Source organism: Vreelandella sp. 162(4c) (assembly GCF_058152265.1).
In genome coordinates this window covers 831,292-853,279 of the sequence record NZ_CM176981.1, presented here as the reverse complement: position 1 = coordinate 853,279, position 21,988 = coordinate 831,292, and the positions used below count along the sequence as shown (strand labels likewise).

Genomic DNA, 21,988 nt, shown 5'->3' with positions numbered 1-21,988 from the left:
ATGCTTGGATTACGAAGTGATTTTTTGGCGACGCTAGAATACTTTTTCTTTAAAGCGTCACGTATTTGCAATGGTTGATTGCGTAATCTCACGTTTGCCTATTTTTCCACGGATTAAAAAAGGGAACCGCCATGAGTAATTTCCAGCTTCAACTCCTGCACGCAGCCGATATGGAAGGGGGCGGTGGAGATCTGCTTAACGCACCCAATTTCATTTCTATCGTGGATCACTTAGAAGATCAGTACGCCAACTCGCTGTTTGTCGGTTCGGGTGATTTAGTTCTGCCCGGGCCGTATTTGAACGCCGCCGCTGATTCAAGCTTACAAACGGCCTTCCAAGCCGCGGTTGAAGAGATTTATGGGCTAGAAGCGGGTTCCATGAGCGGAATCACGGCGGCCTCTGGGCGTGTTGAGACTCTGTTGATGGATCTGGTCGACGCTGCGGCCGTGACATTGGGCAATCACGAGTTTGACCTAGGCACTGATCTAATTGCTGCAATGATCGCGCCTGTGGTTAACGGCGCTACGGCTGCTGAAATTGAATGGCTGGGCTCGCAGTTCCCTTACCTCTCAGCCAACCTGGATTTCTCCGCTGATGCCGCCCTAAGCGAGCTGGCTACCAATGAGTTATTCAGCCAAGACGCTTTCCAAGCTACTTTGGAAGAGCTATTAGCTGGCGCTAATAAGCCTAAGCTAGCCCCGGCGGTGATTGCCGAGCGTGGTGGTGAAAAAATTGGCATTATTGGCGTAACTACCCAAATCCTTGAAAGCATCTCTTCGCCAGGTGATGTAGACGTGCTGACAGGGGGTAGTAACGACATGCAGGCCCTGGCCGACCTGATTCAGCCAGTCATTGATGACCTAGAATCGCAGGGCATCAATAAGATCATCCTCAGTTCGCACCTTCAGCAAATTCAGTTTGAAGAAGAGCTAGCGACACTGCTGGATGGGGTCGATATCGTGATCGCAGGCGGCTCCAATAGCCTGCTGGCGGATCAAGAAGACCAAGACCGCGGCTTGTTTCCGGGAGCGGGCGAACCCTATGACTCATACCCCATTGTTACCCAGGACGCCTCAGGTAATGATGTCGTGGTAGTGAATACTGATGGTGGCTGGCGCTACGTTGCCGAGCTAGTGGTGGAGTTTGACGAACAGGGGCGGGTTGTTGCCGATTCAATCGATGAAAACACCTCAGGCGTTTATGCCACCACTGACGAACAGGTAGAAGCGCTGTGGGGCGACCTGGAAAGCGCCTTTGCTGAAGGCACCAAAGGGGATGTGGCCAACGACCTAATCGGCGCCGTAGGGGAATTCGTTGCTGAACAAGACGGCAATATCCTTGGTTTAACCGATGTTTATCTGGTGGGGGAGCGGGGCGCAGTGCGTACCGAAGAGACTAACCTGGGTAACCTGACTGCCGACGCCAACCTCTGGTACGCCAAGCAGTTGGACGCCGAGGTACTGGTATCGTTTAAGAACGGCGGTGGTATTCGTGAGCCGATTGGTGATGTCGTGGTGGAAGGAAGCGATAGCGAGCCCAGCTATCAGGTGCCGGGCGCCAACCCCGCTATCGGCAAGCCGGAAGGGGGGGTATCCCAGCTGGATGCAGCGTCATCGCTACGCTTCAATAACGACCTGACCATCATTACCGTCACGCGTAGCACGCTATTGGATATCCTGGAGCATGCGGTAGCAGCGTCAGCGCCGGGTGTCACTGCTGGTCAGTTTGCCCAGGTGGGCGGTATCCAATACAGCTTTGATGTAAGTCAACCCGCTGGCGAGCGCATCCAAAATGCGGTAATCGTTAATGAGGATGGCAGTGCAAACGATGTACTGGTCGCGAATGGTCGCTTGGTAGGTGATGCTGAAGAGAGCATCAAAGTCGTTACCTTAGGCTTTTTGGCCGACGGCGGCGACGGTTATCCGTTAGATGAAGGCAGCTATCAAGACCGCGTGGATCTTATGGACGCGTTTGTAGATGACGGCCAGTTTACCTTCGCCGATAAGGGCACTGAGCAGGATGCCTTTGCTGAATACATGGCCAGCATGTTCAGCGAAACGCCATTTAGCGAAGAAGAAACCCCTGCCAGCGAAGACCTGCGCATCCAAAACCTTGATGAGCGTAGCGATGCAGTCTTCAGCGCGCCTGTTGACCCACTATTGCGCCTTTACGATGCTGCCTTTGATCGCGATGCGGATGGTAAAGGATTGGGGTACTGGCTGGAAATTAAGGAGACTACTGGTTTAGGTGATATTGCCAACAGCTTTATTGCGTCAGCTGAGTTCAATAGTCAAAACGGGAATCTAGAAGACGACGCCTTTATTGAACTGATGTATTCAAACGTACTCGAGAGAACGTCTGATTCGGCAGGTAAAGAGTTCTGGTTGGATCAGTTGGATAATGGTGCCGAGCGAGGCGCCGTTATGGTTGGTTTTACCGAGTCAGATGAGAGCATGATGCTGTTTGGTTAACGGTTTATTTGCAGACCTTGGGTTGGGGTATAGATAAGCTCGATCCCCTTCCTGACAGTTTTTACTCTCATAACGCCCCTACCCTAGGCAGGGGCGTTTCTGTTATGCTGCCGCGATAAATCTTCGCGTGACTTCTTTGATTCAACGGTGATCCCTCCATGGCAAAGCAACAGGAAGCAACGGATCTACAGCGTGCATTAAGCGCCTGTAAGGGTTCGTTTGTATCGGTGGGCTTTTTTAGCATGTTCGTCAATTTGCTGATGCTAGTTCCCCCCATGTACATGCTCCAAGTGTATGACCGCGTGCTCACCACGCAAAGTCTCGATACGCTGATCATGTTGACGCTCGTCGTCGTATTTCTATTTATGGTGATGGGCGGGCTGGAACTGGTACGTTCAAGGATGTTGGTGAGGATAGGGAACCGTTTAGATACCACTATCAATCAGCGCCTCTACAGCGCCATGTTTCGACGTAGCATAATGTCCCCTGGCAGCCAAAGTGCCCAGCCACTTAATGACCTGACCAGCTTGCGACAATTTCTTACCGGAAATGGCCTGTTTGCTTTTTTTGATGCCCCTTGGGTGCCGGTTTACCTAGGTATTCTGTTTATTTTCCACCCCTGGCTCGGGGTGTTTGCTACCTGTGCGGGGATTATTTTATTTGCGCTAGCGGTGGCTAATGAGAAGTCTACAAAAACCTTGCTTGCTGAAGCTAATAGTGAACAGATTCAAGCGCAAAACCTAGCCAACTCTAACTTACGTAACGCTGAAGTGCTTCATGCAATGGGCATGCTGCCTGGCATTATGGGGCGCTGGTCAAAGCGCCATCATGAGTTTCTTGCTAAGCAGTCGCAAGCAAGCGACCGAGCAGGCGCGTTAACGAATACATCTAAAGTGATGCGCTTACTGTTCCAGTCATTGATTCTTGGCCTGGGTGCGCTCTTAGTGCTCCAAGGTGAAATGACCCCCGGTATGATGATTGCGGGTTCTATCCTTATGGGACGTGCGCTGGCCCCTATCGATCAAATGATAGGTGGCTGGAAAGGCTTTGTATCGGCGCGTGGTGCCTATGGCCGGTTAAACGAGCTTCTAACCCAAATACCCGATGAGCAGCGGCATATGTCTCTGCCTGCGCCAAAAGGCATTATCGATGTAGAGAACGTAGCTGCTGCTCCCCCCGGCGTACGTATGGCAACCATCCGAGGTATTAACTTTAGCGTCGCTAAGGGCGAGCATGTTGGCATTATTGGCCCAAGTGCGGCAGGTAAATCAACACTTGCCCGCGTACTGTTAGGGATATGGCCAACGCAGGTTGGCGACGTACGACTTGATGGCGGGGCGGTTAATCAATACAACCGTGATGAGCTGGGCCCACACATCGGCTACTTGCCACAAGATATCGAACTCTTTGATGGCACCATTAGTGAAAATATTGCCCGTTTTGGTGAAATTAATTCTGAAAAAGTGGTCGCTGCGGCCAAAAAAGCGGGTGTTCATGAAATGGTGTTAGAACTTTCTAATGGTTATGACACCATTATTGGTTCTACCAGTGGAGCGCTCTCTGGGGGGCAGCGTCAGCGCTTAGGATTGGCACGTGCCTTATACGGCAATCCTGTTCTCGTGGTGCTAGACGAACCTAATGCCAATTTAGATGATGCTGGAGAGCGTGCGCTAGGCCAAGCAATCTCTCAGTTAAAAGCTGAAGGCACAACGCTATTTGTGATAAGCCACCGAACTAGTGTTTTGAAAAGCATGGATAAGCTATTGGTGATGAAAGAAGGCCAAGTAAGTATGTTTGGCCCTAGAGACCAGGTGCTTGCTCAGTTTGCTAAAAAATCTCGCCCCCAGGTTAACCAGCAAAGCGCTGCTCGCCTCTCTGCTATAACAGGTGGGCGTGGTACCGGTGGTAGCGAGGAGTCGTAATATGAGTAACCGCAAAGATCAGCTCCCAGTCAAAAGCGAAATAGATGTAACGCCACAAGGCCCTGCTACCATCGAGGGCGAAGCTCAAGAGACATTGCCAACCAGTGATAAGGGCTACCGTAAGCTCGGTTACGCTATTTTATTCATAGCGCTTGGGGGGTTCGTACTGTGGTCTGTAACCGCATCGCTAGCGGTGGCTGTGGTCGCCCCTGGCAATGTTTCTATGGAATCTTTTAAACGTACGGTTCAGCATCTTGAAGGCGGTATTGTTCGAGAGCTGTTGGTGCAAGATGGTGATAAGGTTGAAGCTGGGCAGCCGTTGGTTATATTGAGCGATACTCAGGTACGCTCGCAGTTGGAAATCGCTCAGTCACAATACTATATAAATCGTGCCATGGAAGTACGCTTGCTGGCAGAACAGCAAGGTGCCGAAACGCTTGAGATGCCCGAAGAGCTAATGTCAGTTAACGACGACAGAGCGCAACAGGTAACGGCTGTTCAGCAGAGTCTGTTCCACGCACGTCGACAGTCGTTGCAAGGTACCTTGGACGCCATGGATCAGCAGATCATTCAAATGCAGGAGCAGATTGAAGGTCTAGAAGCGCGTGAAAGAGTTAATAATCAGCGTATTAGTTCATTGCGTTCAGAAGCGGAAGACTTCCGTTCACTGTATCGCGAAGGGCTGGGCGATAATCAGCGTCTGCGTGAACTTGAGCGACAAATACTGCAATACCAAGGTGATAATGCAGAGTTTCAATCTAATATTGCCCAATTGCGTTCGCAAATTAGCGAAAACCGCATGCAAAAAGAGACAACGCTGCAAGAGTTTCAAGCCGAAGTGGGCGAGCAATTGCGCGATGCCCAAACACAAATCGCAGAGGCAGAAGAGCGTATAACCTCGTTGACCGACCAAGTGAATCGAACAGTTATTTCGGCTCCTGTTTCAGGTACTGTTGTTGGTCGCCAAGTGCATACAGTAGGTGCGGTTGTTCGCCCTGGTGATCCCATTATGGAAGTCGTGCCTTCGGGCGACGGTTTCGTGGTAGAGGCACGCGTACCTACAAAGGATATAGACAGTCTATTCATGGGGCAGCTTGCTGAAATTCGTTTCTCTGCTTTCAACCAGCGGTTAACAAATATAATCGATGGTGAAATCATCCATATCAGCGCTGATAGTTTTGAAGATGAGGCAACAGGGCAGCGTTATTACAAAACGCGGATTCGGGTCACCGACGAAGGAAAAAAAGACATGACAGAGCAAATGCACCTGCTTTCAGGTATGCCAGCGGAGGTCATGATTCGCACCGGTGAACGCACCTTTGCAAGTTATATCGCCAAGCCTGTTACCGATATGCTCGCTCGCGCTATCCGGGAGGATTAATGACACGGACGCCACGTTTTGCCCTAAGTGCGCTTGCATTTACTGTCATGCTGTTAAGTCAGTCCGCACTAGCACAGAGTGATGTGCCTGCTGACCAGCAAGCGCTCACTGAATTAGAAGCGCTTGCTAATAGTGAATCAGCGCCCCAAGCGCTGCCTTCATTGCCTGATCTGTTCTCCAGGGCACTGCGCCATGACGCGGATCTCTCGCGCCAGCGTTATGAGCTGGATGCCACCCGGGAAGAGGTGCCTATGGCTCGCTCTCAACTGTTGCCGCAAATCAGCGCTTCCGGTGGTTACTTATGGCAAGACTCTACAAATATCCAAACGTCTCCAGATGACTTTGGCCTGGATCAGCCTGCACAGCGTCCAGGTGAAATTGATGAAACCTACTATCAGGTTCAGCTTCAGCAACCACTGTTTAGCCTGGAGCGTTGGCGAAAAATGGATGTTGCCAATGCTCAGGTAAGTTCCGCTGAACTACAGTTGGCTGTTGTTGAGCAAGAGCTGGCATTACAAGTCAGTGAAGCCTATATAAAAGCTTATTTAGCGTCGCAGCGATTAGGTTTGTTAGAGTCTCAGCAAGCTTCCCTTGACTTGCAAGTGCGCCAAGCAAGCCGTTCGTTTGATTTAGGCATTGGTAATCGTGTTGACCTGCTAGAAGCTCAGTCGAGATACGATCAGGCCGTATCCGACGCCGTTGAAGCTGAAAATGAATTGGACAATTCGCTTAGTGAACTTGAGCGTCTTACCGGCGTAACACCAAGGTTTCAAGGCTCCGCTCCTGGTGAACTGACCACGGTGACGCTCAATGGTGATATTGGTAATCCTGATGAATGGATCCCGCGCACTGACCAAAACCTAAACGTCTTATTAGCCCAACAAGAGCAGCAGGTCGCGCAAGCTAATACAAGCGTAAGGCGCTCAGGCTATTATCCTGAATTAAACCTCAACCTTAGCTATTCAGACCGAGTAAGTGACGACGAACTGCGCGAGAGCGAAGACTACCGGGCAACGGTCGAGGTAAGTGTGCCCATTTATCGGGGGGGCTATACCAATGCTAGCGTCCGCCAAGGCGAAAAGCGCATAGAAGCAGGATTGGCAGCAGTTGATAATGAACGCAATCTTGCTATCCAAGAGGTGCGTCAGCGGATTAGAGCGCTCAATGGTGGTGAGCGTCGCCTCGAAGCGCTTAACCAAGCCATTTCCTCAAGCCAGTTATTTTTAGAAGCTGCCGAGAAGGGCGAACAGTTGGGGTTGCGAGACCTGGTGGACGTGCTTGATGCACGAGCGAGCCTCTATGATCAGCGTATTCAGTATGTCGACACAGTCGGTAACTACGCATTGGATATGCTGGCACTCCATACCGCAGTGGGTAGCTTAGAGAGCGACGATCTAAACAGTATCATGTCGTTACTGGCCTCGTTGTCCACGTCAGCGCAGGTAGCTCGGTAGCCATCATACTATGGCCGTTATAAAAACAAGCCAAGGTAGCGAGTGGTTGCGTCGTGCGATGCGTTGCTTTGATGCGGGTATAGCCACGTTAGTAGCATTGGCTACTCTTTGGCTGATGCCCGATATCGACCACGATGGCAATGACTACCTTTTCTTGATACTTATTGGCAGTCTATTGCTACCCGCGGTAGGTGAGTTATTTGGACTCTACCAGCCTTGGCGTGGGCGCAGCCTTTACACCATGCTCGGTATTTACCTTGTGACCTGGGTAGCGACTATTGCCCTGCTCAGCCTATTGCTTGTTGCCATTAAAGGCACACAGAGTTTCTCTCGTTTGTGGATGGGTGTTTCTGCATTATCGGTGCTAGCAGTGGGCAGTGTAATGCGTACGTTGCTGTACGGATATTTGAGGCGCCTGCGCGCACAAGGGCATAACTTAAAGCGAGTGCTGTTAATTGGTAAAAAAGATAATATCGCCCTATTAGAAAAAAAAGTCATTGAAACACCCCATGCTGGATATGTAGTTGTAGGTCATTATATTGATGAAGACGACACGACTTTTTTTCACAAAATGGCTGCTTTCGCCCAAGAGAATATTTTTCAACGCAATTTTGACGAAATATGGATAGGTTACCCACTGGTTCAAGGTAATCGCGTGCGCCACTTAATGCGTCTGCTTGCCGGTATTCCCTCTAGTATTCGCTTTTTCCCCGACTTACCTGATATACGCTTGTTGAACCACCGTATTACGCAGGTGGCGGGCCTTTACTCATTAGAACTTAATTACACCCCGCTTAGTGGCTCCATGCGTTTTATTAAAGCACTGGAAGACCGCGTGCTAGGTCTAGTGCTCTTTGTGCTTTTTAGCCCGATAATGTTAGCGGTTGCAGCGGCAATTCGTTGGCAAATGGGTGGGCCTGTATTATTCAAGCAAGAGCGGCATGGCCTGGACGGTAAGCGCTTCAAAATTTATAAATTTAGAACCATGCGTCTGCATAAAAGCGATACAACGCAGCAGGCTGCCTACGATGATGACCGTGTAACGCCACTGGGGCGCTTTTTACGACGTACCAGCTTAGATGAGTTTCCCCAGCTTTATAACGTACTACAAGGTCGAATGTCGCTTGTTGGCCCAAGGCCCCACGCCATGGATCACAACGACCACTATAAAGACCACATTGATATCTACATGCAGCGTCATCGCGTCAAGCCGGGTATGACAGGTTGGGCCCAGGTAAACGGCCTGCGGGGCATCACGGACGACGTCAAGTTGATGGAAAAGCGGGTAGAATACGATATTTATTATATAGAACGGTGGTCGTTGGGGTTTGATCTCAAAATACTCGCCATGACCATCACGCATGGATTTGTGAATCGACAGCCTTAGAGTAAGCGACCAATGAAGACGACAGGGACGTGGCGCTGGTGGTACGAAAAGCACGGGGCGATCACGGCAGTTGGTGCTGGCATTCTATCAGCACTGTTAGCTGTTTATTTTTACCGTGGCATGCTGGACCCTCGAGATGCTGATTGGCTTTTACATGAAGGTGACTCTTTTCAACATTACATTGGTTGGCAGTTTTTCCGTCAGGAGCCGTGGGGCTGGCCCCTAGGGGCCGTGAAAACGCTAGCCACTGAACTATCCACAAGTATTGTCTATACTGACTCAATACCGCTTTACGCTATTCCTCTAAAACTGTTTCACCACTGGCTGCCCGACACTTTTCAATATTTAGGGCTAGCCATGGTCATTAACTATTGTTTGAACGGTTTAGTAGCTTGTCGGTTACTACTGAGCGTCGGTGTTCCCGCCTATGCAGCGCTAGCTGGCGCATTGCTCATCAGCAGCTTGCCCATCGTTATTTTGCGCGGTATCGGCATTCAAGGCCACGAAGCCTTAACTGCGCATTGGATAATTCTAATCGCCATTGAGCTTACGCTGACGACCGAAAAACAACGCCTCAAGGGGGCCGTTTGTTGGCTGTTACTGCTCACAGTGGCTGTTTTAATGCATTTCTATCTTTTTTTTATGGCAGGCGTGTTTTGGGCGGTTTGGTGGTTATCGATTAGCTATAGGGTGGTGAAAGGGACGATTGACGCAAGAGGCAAGCCAGTACGACAGCATATGATGAGCGTGCTCTACAGCTATCAAGCGTGGTGGCTGATGGGGGTGGCGACACCCTGCACTATCCTCGTTGTGATGTGGGGGGCAGGCTACTTTCATTTAGATAGCCAAAGCGCCGCGTCGGGTGGCTACGGCTTTTATTCCGCTGAATTACTGACGTTTTTCAATCCGCGTTCATCGGCATGGTTTTTTAACGACAATTTTACGTCACTATCAGTGCTTTTTCCCGGCTGGCAGCCCGCTAAAGAAGGTCAATACGAAGGTATGGCCTATGTTGGCGCAGGTGTTTTGCTGCTGTGGTTAGCGCTGATAGTCAGCACCTGGTTTAATCGCGGGGTAAATCTAGCAAGCGTTAATGCAGTAAATAATGATGGCTACCCTCAAGAAGCGTTAGTTGATCACCGCTGGCTACCAGCTTGGATAGCCTCCGTTGGCCTGTTTGCATTCGCTATGGCTGGAGAAGTATCGATAGGCCAAGGCAGTATTCCGCTCTACTACGACATGTTGTTTGAGCCGTTCAAAGATTATCTACGGTCAAGCGGTAGAATGGTATGGCCGCTACTTTACTTACTATTGGTTATTACGTTTATCCAGCTTGCCCAAAATATGAGAGCACGCTGGCTGTTACCGTTGCTGGTTCTAGCCATGGTGGTGCAAAGAGAAGATTTGCGCGAGCTTTACAGCTTCATGCGCAACAAGGTTAAAAATCAAGTCGAAGCCAGTCGTGTCGACCCCCGTGCTTACGACGTATTGAAGGATGACGAGTTAAGTCAGGTATGGGCATCACACGACAGCTTGATCGCCTTTCCAGCACATGACCTTGATGCCATTAAACCCTACTTGTGGTTGGCAGCAGAACACCATCTCTCGATCAACATTGCCTACCTTGCCAGGGCAAATCAACAAATCATCGACACAGCAACACAAACTTATCGCCGCCATTTGGCACAAGGTGAATTGCCCGAAGGGCATGTGTATTTGATAACCGACCACGAGCTCTCGCAACAAGCGTGTCGAGTAGCCAGCTGGGCCTGTGTGACGCATGAAAACGTCACCATTCTATGGCAACCCGTTGCGGTTTCGTCAGGTCGTTACTCACCGTTGTCACCACAAGCCACCCAATAAAGGTTCGCATGGACGTTAATACTCCCCCTCTAATTACGCTTGTCGTTCCAGTGTTTAACGAGGTCGATACCGTAACGACCTTTGTTCAACGAGTGCACAGCGTGCTGGCCGATGCACCGTGGCAGTGGCGTATTTTGATGGTTGATGACGGTTCAACAGATGGAACCCAGCGCGAGATAAAACGGCTATCTGAATGCTACGAAAGCGTTGGGTTTATTGCGCTAAGCCGCAATTTCGGTAAAGAGGCAGCGCTCTCGGCTGGCTTGCTCAACGCACATGGCGATGCGGCGGTGCCCATTGATGTGGATCTCCAGGACCCGCCCGAACTCATTCTGGAATTTGTCACGATTTGGCAGCAGCAGCGTGTCGATATGGTTTACGGTATTCGCAGCGAGCGCCCTGATGATACGGCCGCTAAGCGCCATTCGGCCAGTGGTTTCTATCGGCTTTTTAACCGTATTACTGAAACGCCGATCCCTGAAAACGCTGGTGATTTTCGTTTGATTGATCGTCGCATGATCGAAGCCCTGCGCTCAATGCCGGAGCGTAACCGCTTCATGAAAGGGCTCTATGCCTGGGTCGGTTATCGAAGTGTTGGCGTTCCCTATCGGCGTCCCGCACGGCTGAAGGGAGAATCTAAATTTAATTATTGGAGATTATGGAACTTTGCCTTAGATGGCATGTTTAGTTTTAGTACACTGCCGCTGCGCATATGGTCGTATATTGGCGGGCTCATCGCCTGCTTGGCGTTTATCTATATTATCATCATCATTAGCCAAGTGTTGTTTCTCGGGCGCGATGCGCCAGGCTATGCATCATTGATGACAGCTGTTTTATTTTTTGGCGGTATGCAGCTGCTATCTATCGGTATTTTAGGTGAATACATCGGCCGTCTTTTTATTGAAAGTAAACAGCGGCCCTTATACATCGTGGCGGACACCAGTGACGAATACACCTCCACTCGCTGAACTATGGCAGATGCTGCGCTTCGGCCTTATTGGGCTAGCGGCATCAATGACCCATATCCTGGCGGCAGCGTTGATGATAATGGTATTCCCAGCGCTTCATGAGTTTATCGTCAATGCGCTGGCCTATAGCGTCGCCTTTGGCATCTCATTAGCAGGCCATCAGCGGGTTACTTTTCGTCGCAGTGCAAGTCTATGGCGCTTTACCGTCATGTCTCTCGCTGGATTTAGTATTAACAACCTAGTGCTAGCGGGTGCCTTAGGGGTGGGGGTAACCGGGCTTTGGGCCATCGCCACGGCGGTGGTAGTCGCCGCTGTGGCAAGTTACGTGCTAGCACGGTGTTGGGTATTCACCCAGTAATACCAGCCCCTTTTTTGATGTTTGTAAAATACGTTTTCGAGGAAAATATGGTTATACCGGTGATTTTATCTGGCGGCTCTGGTTCGCGCCTTTGGCCTGTATCGCGTGAGCATTATCCAAAGCAGTTTCTGAATTTGCATAAAGACAACGTCAGTTTGCTTCAGGAGGCGGCGCTACGTCTAAAAGGTGTCACCAACGCAGGTGACCCCATCATCGTATGTAACGAGGAGCACCGTTTTTTAGTTGCTGAGCAAATGCATCAACTCGGCTTTAAGAAGAGCCAAATCATTCTGGAGCCCTGCGGTAGAAACACAGCTCCCGCATTAGCGCTTGCCGCATTAGCAGTAGCCAAAACCGACCCGGAAGCCGAGTTACTGATAATGCCTGCTGACCATGTCATTAAAGACGTAAAGGCATTTGCTGACGCCGTAGAAAAAGGCCGCTTACTGAGCCAACAAGATAAGTTGGTAACCTTCGGTATTGCGCCAACCTCGCCGCACACAGGCTATGGCTATATAAAACGTGGGCAGGCGCTGGAGGGAGGTTTTAGCGTTGAGGTCTTTGTCGAAAAACCTGATCTAGGGGTAGCAGAAAGCTACTTAGCCAGCGGCGACTATCTATGGAACAGTGGCATCTTCTTGTTCAAGGCCAGCAATTATTTAGCTGCTCTCAAAGCTTATGCCCCCGACATTTTGACCAACTGCCAGGCCGCTTATGAGCAGCGCTCAGAAGACATGGACTTTCTGCGTGTTGCCGAAGAAGCCTTTGCACAGTGTCGCAGCGAATCCATTGACTACGCTGTAATGGAGCATACTAACCAGGCGGCCGTTGTGCCCATGTCTCCAGGGTGGAGTGACATAGGCGCCTGGGACGCGCTCCACGAGCTGCGTTCCAGCGAGGATAAAGAGAACGGCAACGCAATACATGGTGATGTAATGCTCCATGAAACCAACGACAGCTTGGTATATAGCGAGTCTCGCTTAGTGGCAGCGGTGGGGGTTAATAACCTGATCATTGTCGAAACCGACGATGCCGTGCTGGTAGCCGATCGTCGTCAGGCGCAAAATACCAAATTAATTGTTAATGCCCTTAAGGCAGCGGGACGAAAAGAGTGTCAGTCGCATCAGCAGGTTTATCGCCCCTGGGGGCATTACCGCACCATGGTGTTAACGGATAGCTTTCAGGTCAAAGAAATTGTCGTTAAACCAGGTGGCCAACTTTCGTTGCAAATGCACCATCACCGTGCCGAGCATTGGGTTGTGGTTCAAGGCACTGCCCAGGTAACCCAAGGCGAAGGTCATGGGGATGTCTCTAATTTACATAGTTTCCTGCTTTCCGAAGATGAATCCACCTATATACCATTGGGAACTGTACATCGCCTGGAAAACCCTGGCGTGATTCCTCTCAAACTTATTGAAGTGCAAACGGGATCCTACCTTGGGGAAGACGACATTGTGCGTTACAACGACAAGTATGGGCGAGAATAGAAGACGGACGAAAGCATGTTCTTTACACAATCCGTCGGTGTGTTTGCCAGAACTATCGCAGTTGGAAATGACTTCTCCTGCAGTATTCGATAATGAGCGCTAGGGCAGGTTGAAGCGAAGGTCTTTTCGCCCAAGGGCGGTGAAAATAGCGCTCAAGAACGCGTTAACAACGCCCTCAAGGATCTCTGTCCTCAACACAGCGATGTGCAAATCACCAACGGCACTAGCTCTGGTTGTTTGCCGTATTCACTGGAGCTAGTGCCATGCTTACTTTAAGCTATGGCGCTTTATTCCGTTCGACATGGAAAGCTGTCCATCATGCAAGTAGCCCCTACACGTTTTCAGCACCTTCGCGTTGCCATTGTACATGACTGGTTGGTGGTTAATGGTGGGGCTGAAAAAGTGCTCAAAGGGTTGGCAGAAGTCTTCCCACAAGCTGAAATATTCACCTTAGTGCATACGCTTGAGCGCGCTAGCATCCCATGGTTAACCCAGCACCGTATTCATACTAGCGGTCTCCAACGTCTACCCTTCATTAGTCGTTTTTACCGCCATTGTTTACCACTGATGCCCTATGCCATTGAGCAGTTCGACCTGCGCGGCTTTGATCTGGTCATCTCCTCTAGCCACGCAGTGGCAAAAGGGGTGATCACACATCCTGGTCAAACCCATATCTGCTATTGCCATACGCCGATGCGTTACGCCTGGGATATGAAAGAAGCTTACCTGGAAAATAGCCACTTTCGGTTGCCAGGCATGACTGCGTATGTGCGTAAAACGCTCAAGCGCCTGCGCCAATGGGATTACTTTACGGCCACCCAGGTGGATTTCTTTCTAGCTAACTCCCACAACGTCGCACAGCGTATTGCCAAGTATTACCGCCGCGACGCAGATGTGCTCTACCCACCGGTAGACACCGACAGCTTTACATTACATATCGGCCAGAGGGAGCCCTACTACCTGGCGGCATCACGGCTTGTGCCTTATAAACGCATGGATTTGATCATACAAGCCTTTGCCCAGGATCCATTAAAACGCCAACTGAAAGTGGTCGGTGACGGACCTGAGTTTCAGCGCTTAAAACGGCTGGCAGAAGGAAGCCCGCACATTGAGCTTATAGGCTACCTGCAGGGAGAAAAACTGCATCAGCTTATGCAACGCGCCCAGGCCTTTGTATTCGCTGCTGATGAAGACTTTGGTATTGTGCCACTGGAAGCTCAAGCCTGCGGTACACCGGTCATTGCTTATGGGCATGGAGGCGCTCTTGAAACTGTCAAAGGTTTGGAGCATCACCAGCAAGCCACCGGTGTTTACTTTACTGAGCAAACTGTAGCGAGCCTAAGCGCGGCTATCGAGGCATTTGAGGCGCACGAATTCTCTCCGCAGGCTTGCCGCCTCCAAGCTGAGGCATTCAGCAATACCGTGTTTACCCAGCGCCTGGAAACACTCGTGAGTGAAAAGCTCAACTAAACGTCCAAGAAGTACCGCTGAAACGTACCTTATTACCAAGGAGTGACGTGTGATTCAGATTGCCGTCAAACGAGTGCTGCGCCCCGTAGTGAAAAAACTGATCAGCTATCCACTAATTAGGCGCTTGGGGCAGCGCATACTTCAGCCCTTTCCAAAGCTAAAAGGCTGGGTGATTCGTCTAGTCCAGGCAGGTACATTCGGAGGTGGAGTAACGCCAAATCGCACCGAAGGCTATGGAGAACGTCAACAGCGTTTAATGGACGGGGTGGAACAGCGTAGGAAGCCGCATCTGCATGAATAACGATACCCTTTATATAGTTGATGCCCGTAAGAAATCACAGTTCAACCAGCTAGAGGATTGGCTGGCGGCATTGTCAGAGGTTTTCACGCCAGATAATTCTGCTGGCAGCGCTCACGTTTTGCTGCTTGGTTTTGATGAAGTTAGTCTGGTTGCCTGCCACCGCCATCTGTTTCGCCTCGGCGTGGCGCCTAGAAGCTGTCACACGCTGTTGCCCGACCAGGAAGAAACGCTGGCATCGGTGAGTGCGGCTTTGCCTGATATCGTTGTACAGCATATGATTAATGCGTTGATGCCCTCAGCGGTAATCGATATTGCCACGGGTGAAAGGCGACTGACGCTCGAACTGACGTCTACACCTTCAAGTATTGATGCTGACAGACCGACGCTGGCCTTTATTTCGCCACTGCCGCCTCAAACAACGGGCATCGCCAACTACAGTGCAGAATTACTACCTTATCTAGCCACGCATTTTACTATTACGCTGGTAGTTGATCAGCCCGAAGTAGATCGCGAGCTAAGCAGTGTTTTTGAATGTATCAATGCTGACACTTTTCTGCAGCGAGCTGAATCCTTCGATTACACCCTTTATCAAGTGGGGAATTCACTTTACCATGCCTACCAATTCGGTTTGCTACAGCGGCATCCTGGGATTGTGGTCTTGCACGATTACTTCCTGTTTGATGCTGTTTGGTGGCTTAACGAAAGCGGTTTGAAGCCTGACGCGCTAGTACAGCAGCTTTATATTGATCACGGCTACCCGGCACTGCTGGCACATGCCGAGGCGGAAAAAAACGCGCGTGGAGCGGAGCAATACCCAGTGAATGGCATGGTAACTCGCCCAGCAGGTGGTTTGATTTACCACTCCGCCTTTGCCCGCTCATTGGCCGAACGGTGGCAGCAAGGGCAAGCCGCGCCAACGTATTTAATTCCGCATTTACGCCAACTCCCAGCCCCCTTTGACAAGCAGGCTGCTCGCAAGGTACTGGGAATCGACAGCAATGAGCGAGTCATTGCCAGTTTCGGCGGCATTAACCCCAAAAAACTGTCTCATCTTTTACTGGACGCTTTTTTAGGCGATCTCGAAGAGAGCGAGCCGCCGTTAGTCAATGCCACGAGTCAGCCGGTGCGACTGGTCTTGGTAGGTGCGCAGCACAGCGGTGAGTACGGCCATACGCTAGCGCGTCGGATTAAGCGCCATCCCTTTGGTTGCCAAGTGACTGTCACTGGCTATGCTTCTCGCCAGGAATACCAGCGTTGGCTGCAAGCCGCCGATATCGCCGTACAGCTACGCACCCAGTCTCGTGGTGAGACATCAGGCGCTATTATTGATGCGATGGCCCATGGACTAGCAGTGATTGCCAACGCCCATGGCAGCAGTGCGGAACTGCCCTCGCAAAGTCATTGGCAGCTGGCCGACGACCCCGAGCAGCAACTGTTAGCACCGCTGCGTCAAGCTCTTTGTCAGCTAATTGCTGATGATGATGAGCGTGAACGGCTGGGACAGGCAGGGCGGGCTTACGTGACCACCATGCTGGCACCAGAGCGGGTGGCCGAGCAGTATCGGCATGCGATTTTGGAGGCACCACTGATCGCGCCCCGTTACCAGTACGAACGATTTCTTGACCAACTGGCAGCGCACGAGCCGCTAAGTGACAAGTTGCAAGAGGCTGAGTCTGCCAAGCGACTAACAAAAGTGCTAAGCGAGGTGGATACCACACTCGATGAAAACGCACCGCGGCTACTGTTTGATGTTAGCACTATTGCCTGGGAAGACCTTAAAACCGGGATTGAGCGCGTTACCCGCCGAGTAGCCGACTATCTTCTTCGTTACCCACCTGCCGGTTGGCGGATAGAGCTGATTCGCTGGGGGGGGGATGATTTCTATCTTGCCCGCGGCTTTGCCAGCCAACACTTAGGACTAGCGCCACCGGGCCCCGATGTGCCAGTAGAAGCACGCCCCGGCGATCGCTATGTGTCCTTGGAGTGGGCGCCGCCGCTACTCAAGCAGGCAGGTCACATTATGCGCCGAATGCGTGCCAGCGGCGTTAGGTTTTATTTTACTGTGCATGATTTACTGCCTTTATCACTGCCTGCATGTTTCCCTGAACATATTCCAGCGACGATGAAGGAATGGTTTACATCGGTCAGTGAGCTGGCAGACGGCATTACTTGTGTCTCTCGCCAAGTAGCCGAGGAAGTTGATGCCGCGCTCGATCGGCAGGGCTTTCAGGAAGGGCAGCGGCCCTGGGTCAAGCACTTCCACCTTGGAGCCGATTTTCAACCACCTACGAGCGCGGTATTAAGCACAGCAGAGCAACAATGGTTGCAACCGCTGGCTAGGTGTCGTGGGCCGATCCTATTAATGGTGGGCACTATTGAGCCGCGCAAGGGGCATCAACAAGTGCTAGACGCGATGGAGCAATGCTGGGCGGAATGCACTGATATTAATCTGGTGGTGGTGGGCAAGCAAGGCTGGCAGGTAGAAGGCCTGATTCGCCGCATCAAACGGCATCCGAGGCGTGGTCAGCAGCTGTTTTGGGCGGAAGGTGCCAGCGATACGCTGCTGGAAGAGCTCTACCGGCGAAGCGATGTGCTTGTGGCAGCCTCTTACGGTGAAGGGTTTGGGCTGCCACTGATTGAGGCCGCTCGCCAGGGTATTGCTATTTTCGCCCGAGATATTCCGGTTTTCCGCGAGGTCGCGGGTGACTATGCGACTTACTTCGACTCCGATACACCTCAAGCGCTAGCGCAGGCGTTGCAAGATTGGGCTAGTGACTGGCGGGAAGGTCATACGATTGCTTCTGATGGCATGCCTTATCTCGGCTGGCAGCAAAGCAGCGAGCAGTGGTTAGCTGCGGTGCTTGGAGACCAATTATTAACCGAACAATGTTCGTCAGAAAACACAGCGACCTATCCAAGGAGCCATGCCCATGGCATTGCCAGGTAACCGCGAGATGCGTCCGTTATTGAAAAAACGAGTACGTCAAACCCTGAGCTGGTGGCGGCAGCATTTACCACTGATTATTCTGCTAACCCGCCAAGAGCTGGTGGATCGCCACAAAGGCTCGGTGCTGGGACGAATCTGGACTCTGCTCTCACCGCTAATAAATATTTTGGTCTTTGTGCTGATTTTTTCTGCCATTATGGGCGCACGGCTTGAAGGCTTTGGTGCCGAGGTGGAGCGCTTTACCTACAGTATCTATCTGATCAGCGGTATTCTCGCCTGGACCGTCTTCGCCAAAAGCCTAAGCACCATAACCAACCTATTTATCGAACGCGCGGGCATGATCACCAAAGTGAATACATCGCTAGCCGCGCTGCCGCTCTCGGTACTATTGGCTGAAATTGTTGTTTACCTGATCAGCATGGGATTCTTCGCGATATTCCTGCTAATGATCGGTTTTCCCATCGATTGGCACTGGCTGGCAATACCCGTGGTACTCACCCTACAACTGGGATTTACCTATGCGCTCGGCTTTTCGCTGGCAATTCTCGCCGTATATTTAAAAGATATTCGCGAAGGCGTCGCAGTGTTACTGCCGGTATGGTTCTGGCTGACACCGATTGTTTACGTTGACGACATTATACCTGACTGGGCGCTGGGGCTGATCAGCCTGAATCCCATGTTTCAGTTCATTGATGCCTATCGAGAGCTGATTTTATACCAGCGTCTTCCTGGGGCTACCGGGCTGCTGGCCATGCTAGCGGTAACACTTGTGTTACTGTACGTCGGATTTTGGTTGCTAAAACGCACCGAGCGCGACCTGCGCGACTCGCTTTGACGACGACGCCCATAGCACGTGTACAAGTACTTGAGTTAGCGACGTGTGTTAGCCATGTGTGCTAGCCGCGTGCAGCGCTTCTGGAGATAACAGTGATTGTTGTTAAAGACCTGCATAAATCCTTCAAATTGTTTGCCTCACCGCGCGAACGCCTGAAAGAAGCCCTTACTGGCAAGAGTCACCATACCCAGCATACCGCCTTGGACGGCGTTAGCTTCGAGGTGGCAGAGGGTGAAGTGCTTGGTGTATTAGGACGCAACGGCGCGGGCAAGTCGACGCTGCTAAAACTGCTCACTGGCGTATTGATGCCTGACGCAGGCAGCTTACAGATCGATGGCCGAGTAACCGGGCTTCTAGAGCTTGGTACTGGCTTTAATTCAGAGCTCAGCGGCATCGACAATATCACTATCAATGCACTGATGCTGGGTATGACGCATGGGGACATCGAGCGCCACAGAGACGCCATCATCGAGTTCTGTGAGCTAGGCGAGTATATCCATGAACCACTGCGCACATACTCCTCCGGCATGGTCATGCGGCTAGGCTTTGCCATTGCCATTCACGCCGATCCCGCCTGCTTTTTAGTCGATGAAGCGCTTTCGGTTGGAGATGGCTACTTTCAACAAAAGTGCATTCAGCGTATCCGCCAATTTAAGCAGGAGGGCGGCGCTATAATGTTTGTGTCCCACGACCTCAATGCCGTCAAAGTACTTTGCGACCGTGCGATTGTATTAGAAGGAGGGCGTTTGATTCATAACGGCGACCCGGAAGGCGCCGTTAATCATTACAACCGAATTATGGCCGAGCAGGCAGAAGGCGATGACCTGCGAGAAGGTGAATCCGGTGCCTTCGGTACCCAAGAAGTCGTGGTAACCCACTGCCATGTACAGGGGCAAGATAGCCAAAGCTCAATGCTTGCTAGTGGCGAAACACTGGAAATTCATTTGCGCTTAAAGGCCAGCGTTGCACTTGATGACATCGCCCTTGGAGTACTGTTGCGCGATCGGTACGGGCAGGATGTGTTCGGCCAAAATACCCATCAGCACAAGCAAACGCTGGTCATGAGTGAAGGTGAGGAGCTCGATGTAGTAGTGCGTATTAAGGCCAACATCGCACCCGGCAAGTACACCCTCTCTGCCGCACTTCATTCAAGTGACCACCACCTGGAAAACTGCTACTGGTGGCATGACAGTCTCGATACCTTTGAAGTTGCGGGCTACCGGTTCAGCAAGTTTTCAGGTATGTGTCGCCTAGACTGCGCTTTTGAAATAGGCCGCCAGCATGACAAATGTTGAGCAGGATATAGACACGCTGGTTAAGCGTCTCAAAGATCAAGCGATGTTGGCGGATACACAAGATTCGCTGGCAATTGAAAGCTGGCTCTGGTTATGGCAGCAGCGCCTTGTGCCTATTTTGCAAACACAACAACATCGACTTTACGATCCTCGTGCGCCGCGCCTAGCCGAGCTATTGAGTGCCCACCTAGATGACCAGGCATTTGTCGAACGCGCCTATAGCTTCCTAATGGGGCGTATGCCCGACCAGCAAGGGGCTCGTTATCATAGCGAACTTGCAGCCCGTGAAGGTCGAGTTGCCACGTTAATGATTCTGCTGCAAGCGACTGAAACCCAAGACTACATAAAGCAAGAGCGGCTGGAGTTGCCCCGTGGACTGCTTCGGCTCAACCGCTGGTATCGGCGGTTAACGGCGCTGTCTGGCGTTTGCCGTAGGGGGGTGTGGGGGTGGAAAGTGATTGTCAACTTACTGTGGCGCCGTTATCAACAACGCTGGAAAGAAGAGGGCGAATTTTATGATATTTTAGTTCATCAAGGGCAGCGCCGTGAGGAGTATCAAGCGCTAGCTATGACGCTCACTGAAATGGCTGATATACAACAAAAAATGATGACTCTAGGCATTGCACTGCCAGATATTTCACGACCGGGAGCATCATTATCACAAGCGGCAACATCGCAAGCAAAGCCACCGATTAAATGGCTAAGCGACGAACAAGCTGCTGCCATGATTAAACTGTTGCGCGATGCTCTACGAGGGTTAAATGCCAACCACAAGGAAGCACCGTGAAGCTACTCGTGACAGCTAACCATACGCCTTTTATCGCCGGCGGCGCCAACTATCATGTGGAAGGATTAGTGGCGGCGCTAAGGCGTTATGGGCACCAAGTGGAATGCCTACGCTTACCGTTTCACTATGGCGAAACACAAATTGAACGCCAAATGATGTTTGCTGAGCAACTCGACCTTACCGCTCCGAACGACGTGTTGGTTGATCGTGTTATCAGCCTGCAATTTCCTACCTATGGCTTACACCACCCCGCACATGTGGTTTGGTTAATGCATCAGCACCGCGTTTGCTATGAGCTTTACGACCCCAAACAGGCAAGTCCCGCACTGGCCGCATTAAAACCCCAGGTAGAAGCGTTTGACCGGCACCACCTTAGTGGGGTCAAGCGCCTGTTTGCCAATTCCCCCCGTGTGGCCGAACGCCTGCACTATTATAACGGCTTGATGGCGGAACCGTTGTACCATCCTCCACACCAAGCTGAACACTTTACCTGCGGTGATGACTGGGGCTATGCGTTTTACCCTAGCCGACTGGAACCGCTGAAACGTCAGATGCTATTGATAGAGGCCATGGCGAACACCCGGACGCCCATAAAGTTATTGCTCACCGGTGAAGGCAGTCAGCGTCGCCAGCTTGAAGAACAGATTGAGCGCTTAGGCTTGGGCAACCGAGTGCGGCTATTGGGGCATATTTCCGAGCAGGAGAAGCGCACACTATACGCCCATGCGTTAGCAGTAGCGTTTCCTCCCTTTGATGAAGATTATGGTTATGTCACATTAGAAGCAATGCTAGCCTCCAAGCCCGTCATTACCTGCACTGATAGTGGTGGCCCCACAGCATTTGTTGAGCATGGCGTGACTGGCTGGAAATGCGAACCATGCCCTCAGGCACTCGCTGCGGCGTTGGATGATGCTTATGCACACCGCGCTCAGGCTAAGCAAATGGGTAAGCAAGGCCGTGAGGCCTATTACGCGGAGAAAATTTCTTGGCATCAAGTTGTCACAAAGCTGGTATACAGTGAATAAATGGGGCGAACAAGCGGTTGGGCACTGAGCTCAAAAC

The 21,988-nt window shown here is 51.3% G+C and carries 16 protein-coding genes; all 16 read left to right on the top strand.

Going from position 1 to position 21,988, the window contains the following annotated elements; translation table 11 throughout:
- Nucleotides 1-131 precede the first annotated feature (131 nt).
- The 16 genes from AC4EYZ_RS03775 (at nucleotide 132) to AC4EYZ_RS03700 (ending at nucleotide 21,951) form a co-directional block, all read left to right on the top strand.
- The gene (locus AC4EYZ_RS03775; protein ID WP_342584811.1) at nucleotides 132-2,471 is read left to right on the top strand and encodes a DUF4214 domain-containing protein; all 2,340 of its coding nucleotides are present in this window, start codon (nucleotides 132-134) and stop codon (nucleotides 2,469-2,471) included.
- Between the two features lie 158 nt (nucleotides 2,472-2,629).
- A complete protein-coding gene (locus AC4EYZ_RS03770; RefSeq protein WP_342584810.1) occupies nucleotides 2,630-4,393 on the top strand; it encodes a type I secretion system permease/ATPase in 1,764 nt (587 codons plus the stop codon).
- Nucleotide 4,394: 1 nt separating this feature from the next.
- Nucleotides 4,395-5,774, top strand: a complete 1,380-nt coding sequence (locus tag AC4EYZ_RS03765; RefSeq protein WP_342584809.1) for an HlyD family type I secretion periplasmic adaptor subunit — start codon at nucleotides 4,395-4,397, stop codon at nucleotides 5,772-5,774.
- Nucleotides 5,774-7,228 (top strand): TolC family outer membrane protein, encoded by a 1,455-nt coding sequence (locus AC4EYZ_RS03760; protein WP_342584808.1) that lies wholly within the window; start codon nucleotides 5,774-5,776, stop codon nucleotides 7,226-7,228. Before AC4EYZ_RS03765 ends, AC4EYZ_RS03760 begins: the two co-directional genes overlap by 1 nt.
- A 115-nt stretch (nucleotides 7,229-7,343) precedes the next feature.
- Nucleotides 7,344-8,615: an undecaprenyl-phosphate glucose phosphotransferase gene (locus AC4EYZ_RS03755; RefSeq protein WP_230804607.1), complete on the top strand. Its 1,272-nt coding sequence runs from the start codon at nucleotides 7,344-7,346 to the stop codon at nucleotides 8,613-8,615.
- 12 nt (nucleotides 8,616-8,627) lie between these two features.
- Nucleotides 8,628-10,478 (top strand): DUF6311 domain-containing protein, encoded by a 1,851-nt coding sequence (locus tag AC4EYZ_RS03750; protein WP_342584807.1) that lies wholly within the window; start codon nucleotides 8,628-8,630, stop codon nucleotides 10,476-10,478.
- Between the two features lie 8 nt (nucleotides 10,479-10,486).
- Nucleotides 10,487-11,446 (top strand): glycosyltransferase family 2 protein, encoded by a 960-nt coding sequence (locus AC4EYZ_RS03745; RefSeq protein ID WP_342584806.1) that lies wholly within the window; start codon nucleotides 10,487-10,489, stop codon nucleotides 11,444-11,446.
- Nucleotides 11,421-11,804, top strand: coding sequence for a GtrA family protein (locus AC4EYZ_RS03740; RefSeq protein WP_022519996.1), 384 nt, complete (start codon nucleotides 11,421-11,423; stop codon nucleotides 11,802-11,804). The genes AC4EYZ_RS03745 and AC4EYZ_RS03740 overlap by 26 nt, the downstream gene beginning before the upstream one ends.
- A gap of 17 nt (nucleotides 11,805-11,821) precedes the next feature.
- On the top strand, nucleotides 11,822-13,291 hold the full coding sequence (locus tag AC4EYZ_RS03735) for a mannose-1-phosphate guanylyltransferase/mannose-6-phosphate isomerase (protein WP_474191077.1): 1,470 nt from the start codon (nucleotides 11,822-11,824) through the stop codon (nucleotides 13,289-13,291).
- Nucleotides 13,292-13,609: 318 nt separating this feature from the next.
- Entirely contained in the window at nucleotides 13,610-14,761 is a 1,152-nt protein-coding gene (locus AC4EYZ_RS03730) for a glycosyltransferase (RefSeq protein WP_342584804.1), read from the top strand.
- A gap of 49 nt (nucleotides 14,762-14,810) precedes the next feature.
- Nucleotides 14,811-15,062: a hypothetical protein gene (locus AC4EYZ_RS03725; RefSeq protein ID WP_342584803.1), complete on the top strand. Its 252-nt coding sequence runs from the start codon at nucleotides 14,811-14,813 to the stop codon at nucleotides 15,060-15,062.
- On the top strand, nucleotides 15,055-18,009 hold the full coding sequence (locus AC4EYZ_RS03720) for a glycosyltransferase (RefSeq protein WP_342584802.1): 2,955 nt from the start codon (nucleotides 15,055-15,057) through the stop codon (nucleotides 18,007-18,009). The genes AC4EYZ_RS03725 and AC4EYZ_RS03720 overlap by 8 nt, the downstream gene beginning before the upstream one ends.
- On the top strand, nucleotides 17,993-18,844 hold the full coding sequence (locus AC4EYZ_RS03715) for an ABC transporter permease (protein ID WP_342584801.1): 852 nt from the start codon (nucleotides 17,993-17,995) through the stop codon (nucleotides 18,842-18,844). The genes AC4EYZ_RS03720 and AC4EYZ_RS03715 overlap by 17 nt, the downstream gene beginning before the upstream one ends.
- A gap of 92 nt (nucleotides 18,845-18,936) precedes the next feature.
- A complete protein-coding gene (locus tag AC4EYZ_RS03710; RefSeq protein WP_342584800.1) occupies nucleotides 18,937-20,139 on the top strand; it encodes an ABC transporter ATP-binding protein in 1,203 nt (400 codons plus the stop codon).
- On the top strand, nucleotides 20,126-20,926 hold the full coding sequence (locus tag AC4EYZ_RS03705; protein WP_342584799.1) for a hypothetical protein: 801 nt from the start codon (nucleotides 20,126-20,128) through the stop codon (nucleotides 20,924-20,926). The genes AC4EYZ_RS03710 and AC4EYZ_RS03705 overlap by 14 nt, the downstream gene beginning before the upstream one ends.
- Entirely contained in the window at nucleotides 20,923-21,951 is a 1,029-nt protein-coding gene (locus AC4EYZ_RS03700; RefSeq protein WP_342584798.1) for a glycosyltransferase family 4 protein, read from the top strand. Before AC4EYZ_RS03705 ends, AC4EYZ_RS03700 begins: the two co-directional genes overlap by 4 nt.
- The last annotated feature ends 37 nt before the right edge of the window (nucleotides 21,952-21,988 follow it).

Coding starts and splice junctions, on each gene's coding strand:
- AC4EYZ_RS03775 (WP_342584811.1), top strand. CDS start 132: ATGAGTAATTTCCAGCTTCAACTCCTGCACGCAGCCGATATGGAAGGG.
- AC4EYZ_RS03770 (WP_342584810.1), top strand. CDS start 2,630: ATGGCAAAGCAACAGGAAGCAACGGATCTACAGCGTGCATTAAGCGCC.
- AC4EYZ_RS03765 (WP_342584809.1), top strand. CDS start 4,395: ATGAGTAACCGCAAAGATCAGCTCCCAGTCAAAAGCGAAATAGATGTA.
- AC4EYZ_RS03760 (WP_342584808.1), top strand. CDS start 5,774: ATGACACGGACGCCACGTTTTGCCCTAAGTGCGCTTGCATTTACTGTC.
- AC4EYZ_RS03755 (WP_230804607.1), top strand. CDS start 7,344: ATGCCCGATATCGACCACGATGGCAATGACTACCTTTTCTTGATACTT.
- AC4EYZ_RS03750 (WP_342584807.1), top strand. CDS start 8,628: ATGAAGACGACAGGGACGTGGCGCTGGTGGTACGAAAAGCACGGGGCG.
- AC4EYZ_RS03745 (WP_342584806.1), top strand. CDS start 10,487: ATGGACGTTAATACTCCCCCTCTAATTACGCTTGTCGTTCCAGTGTTT.
- AC4EYZ_RS03735 (WP_474191077.1), top strand. CDS start 11,822: ATGTTTGTAAAATACGTTTTCGAGGAAAATATGGTTATACCGGTGATT.
- AC4EYZ_RS03730 (WP_342584804.1), top strand. CDS start 13,610: ATGCAAGTAGCCCCTACACGTTTTCAGCACCTTCGCGTTGCCATTGTA.
- AC4EYZ_RS03720 (WP_342584802.1), top strand. CDS start 15,055: ATGAATAACGATACCCTTTATATAGTTGATGCCCGTAAGAAATCACAG.
- AC4EYZ_RS03715 (WP_342584801.1), top strand. CDS start 17,993: ATGGCATTGCCAGGTAACCGCGAGATGCGTCCGTTATTGAAAAAACGA.
- AC4EYZ_RS03705 (WP_342584799.1), top strand. CDS start 20,126: ATGACAAATGTTGAGCAGGATATAGACACGCTGGTTAAGCGTCTCAAA.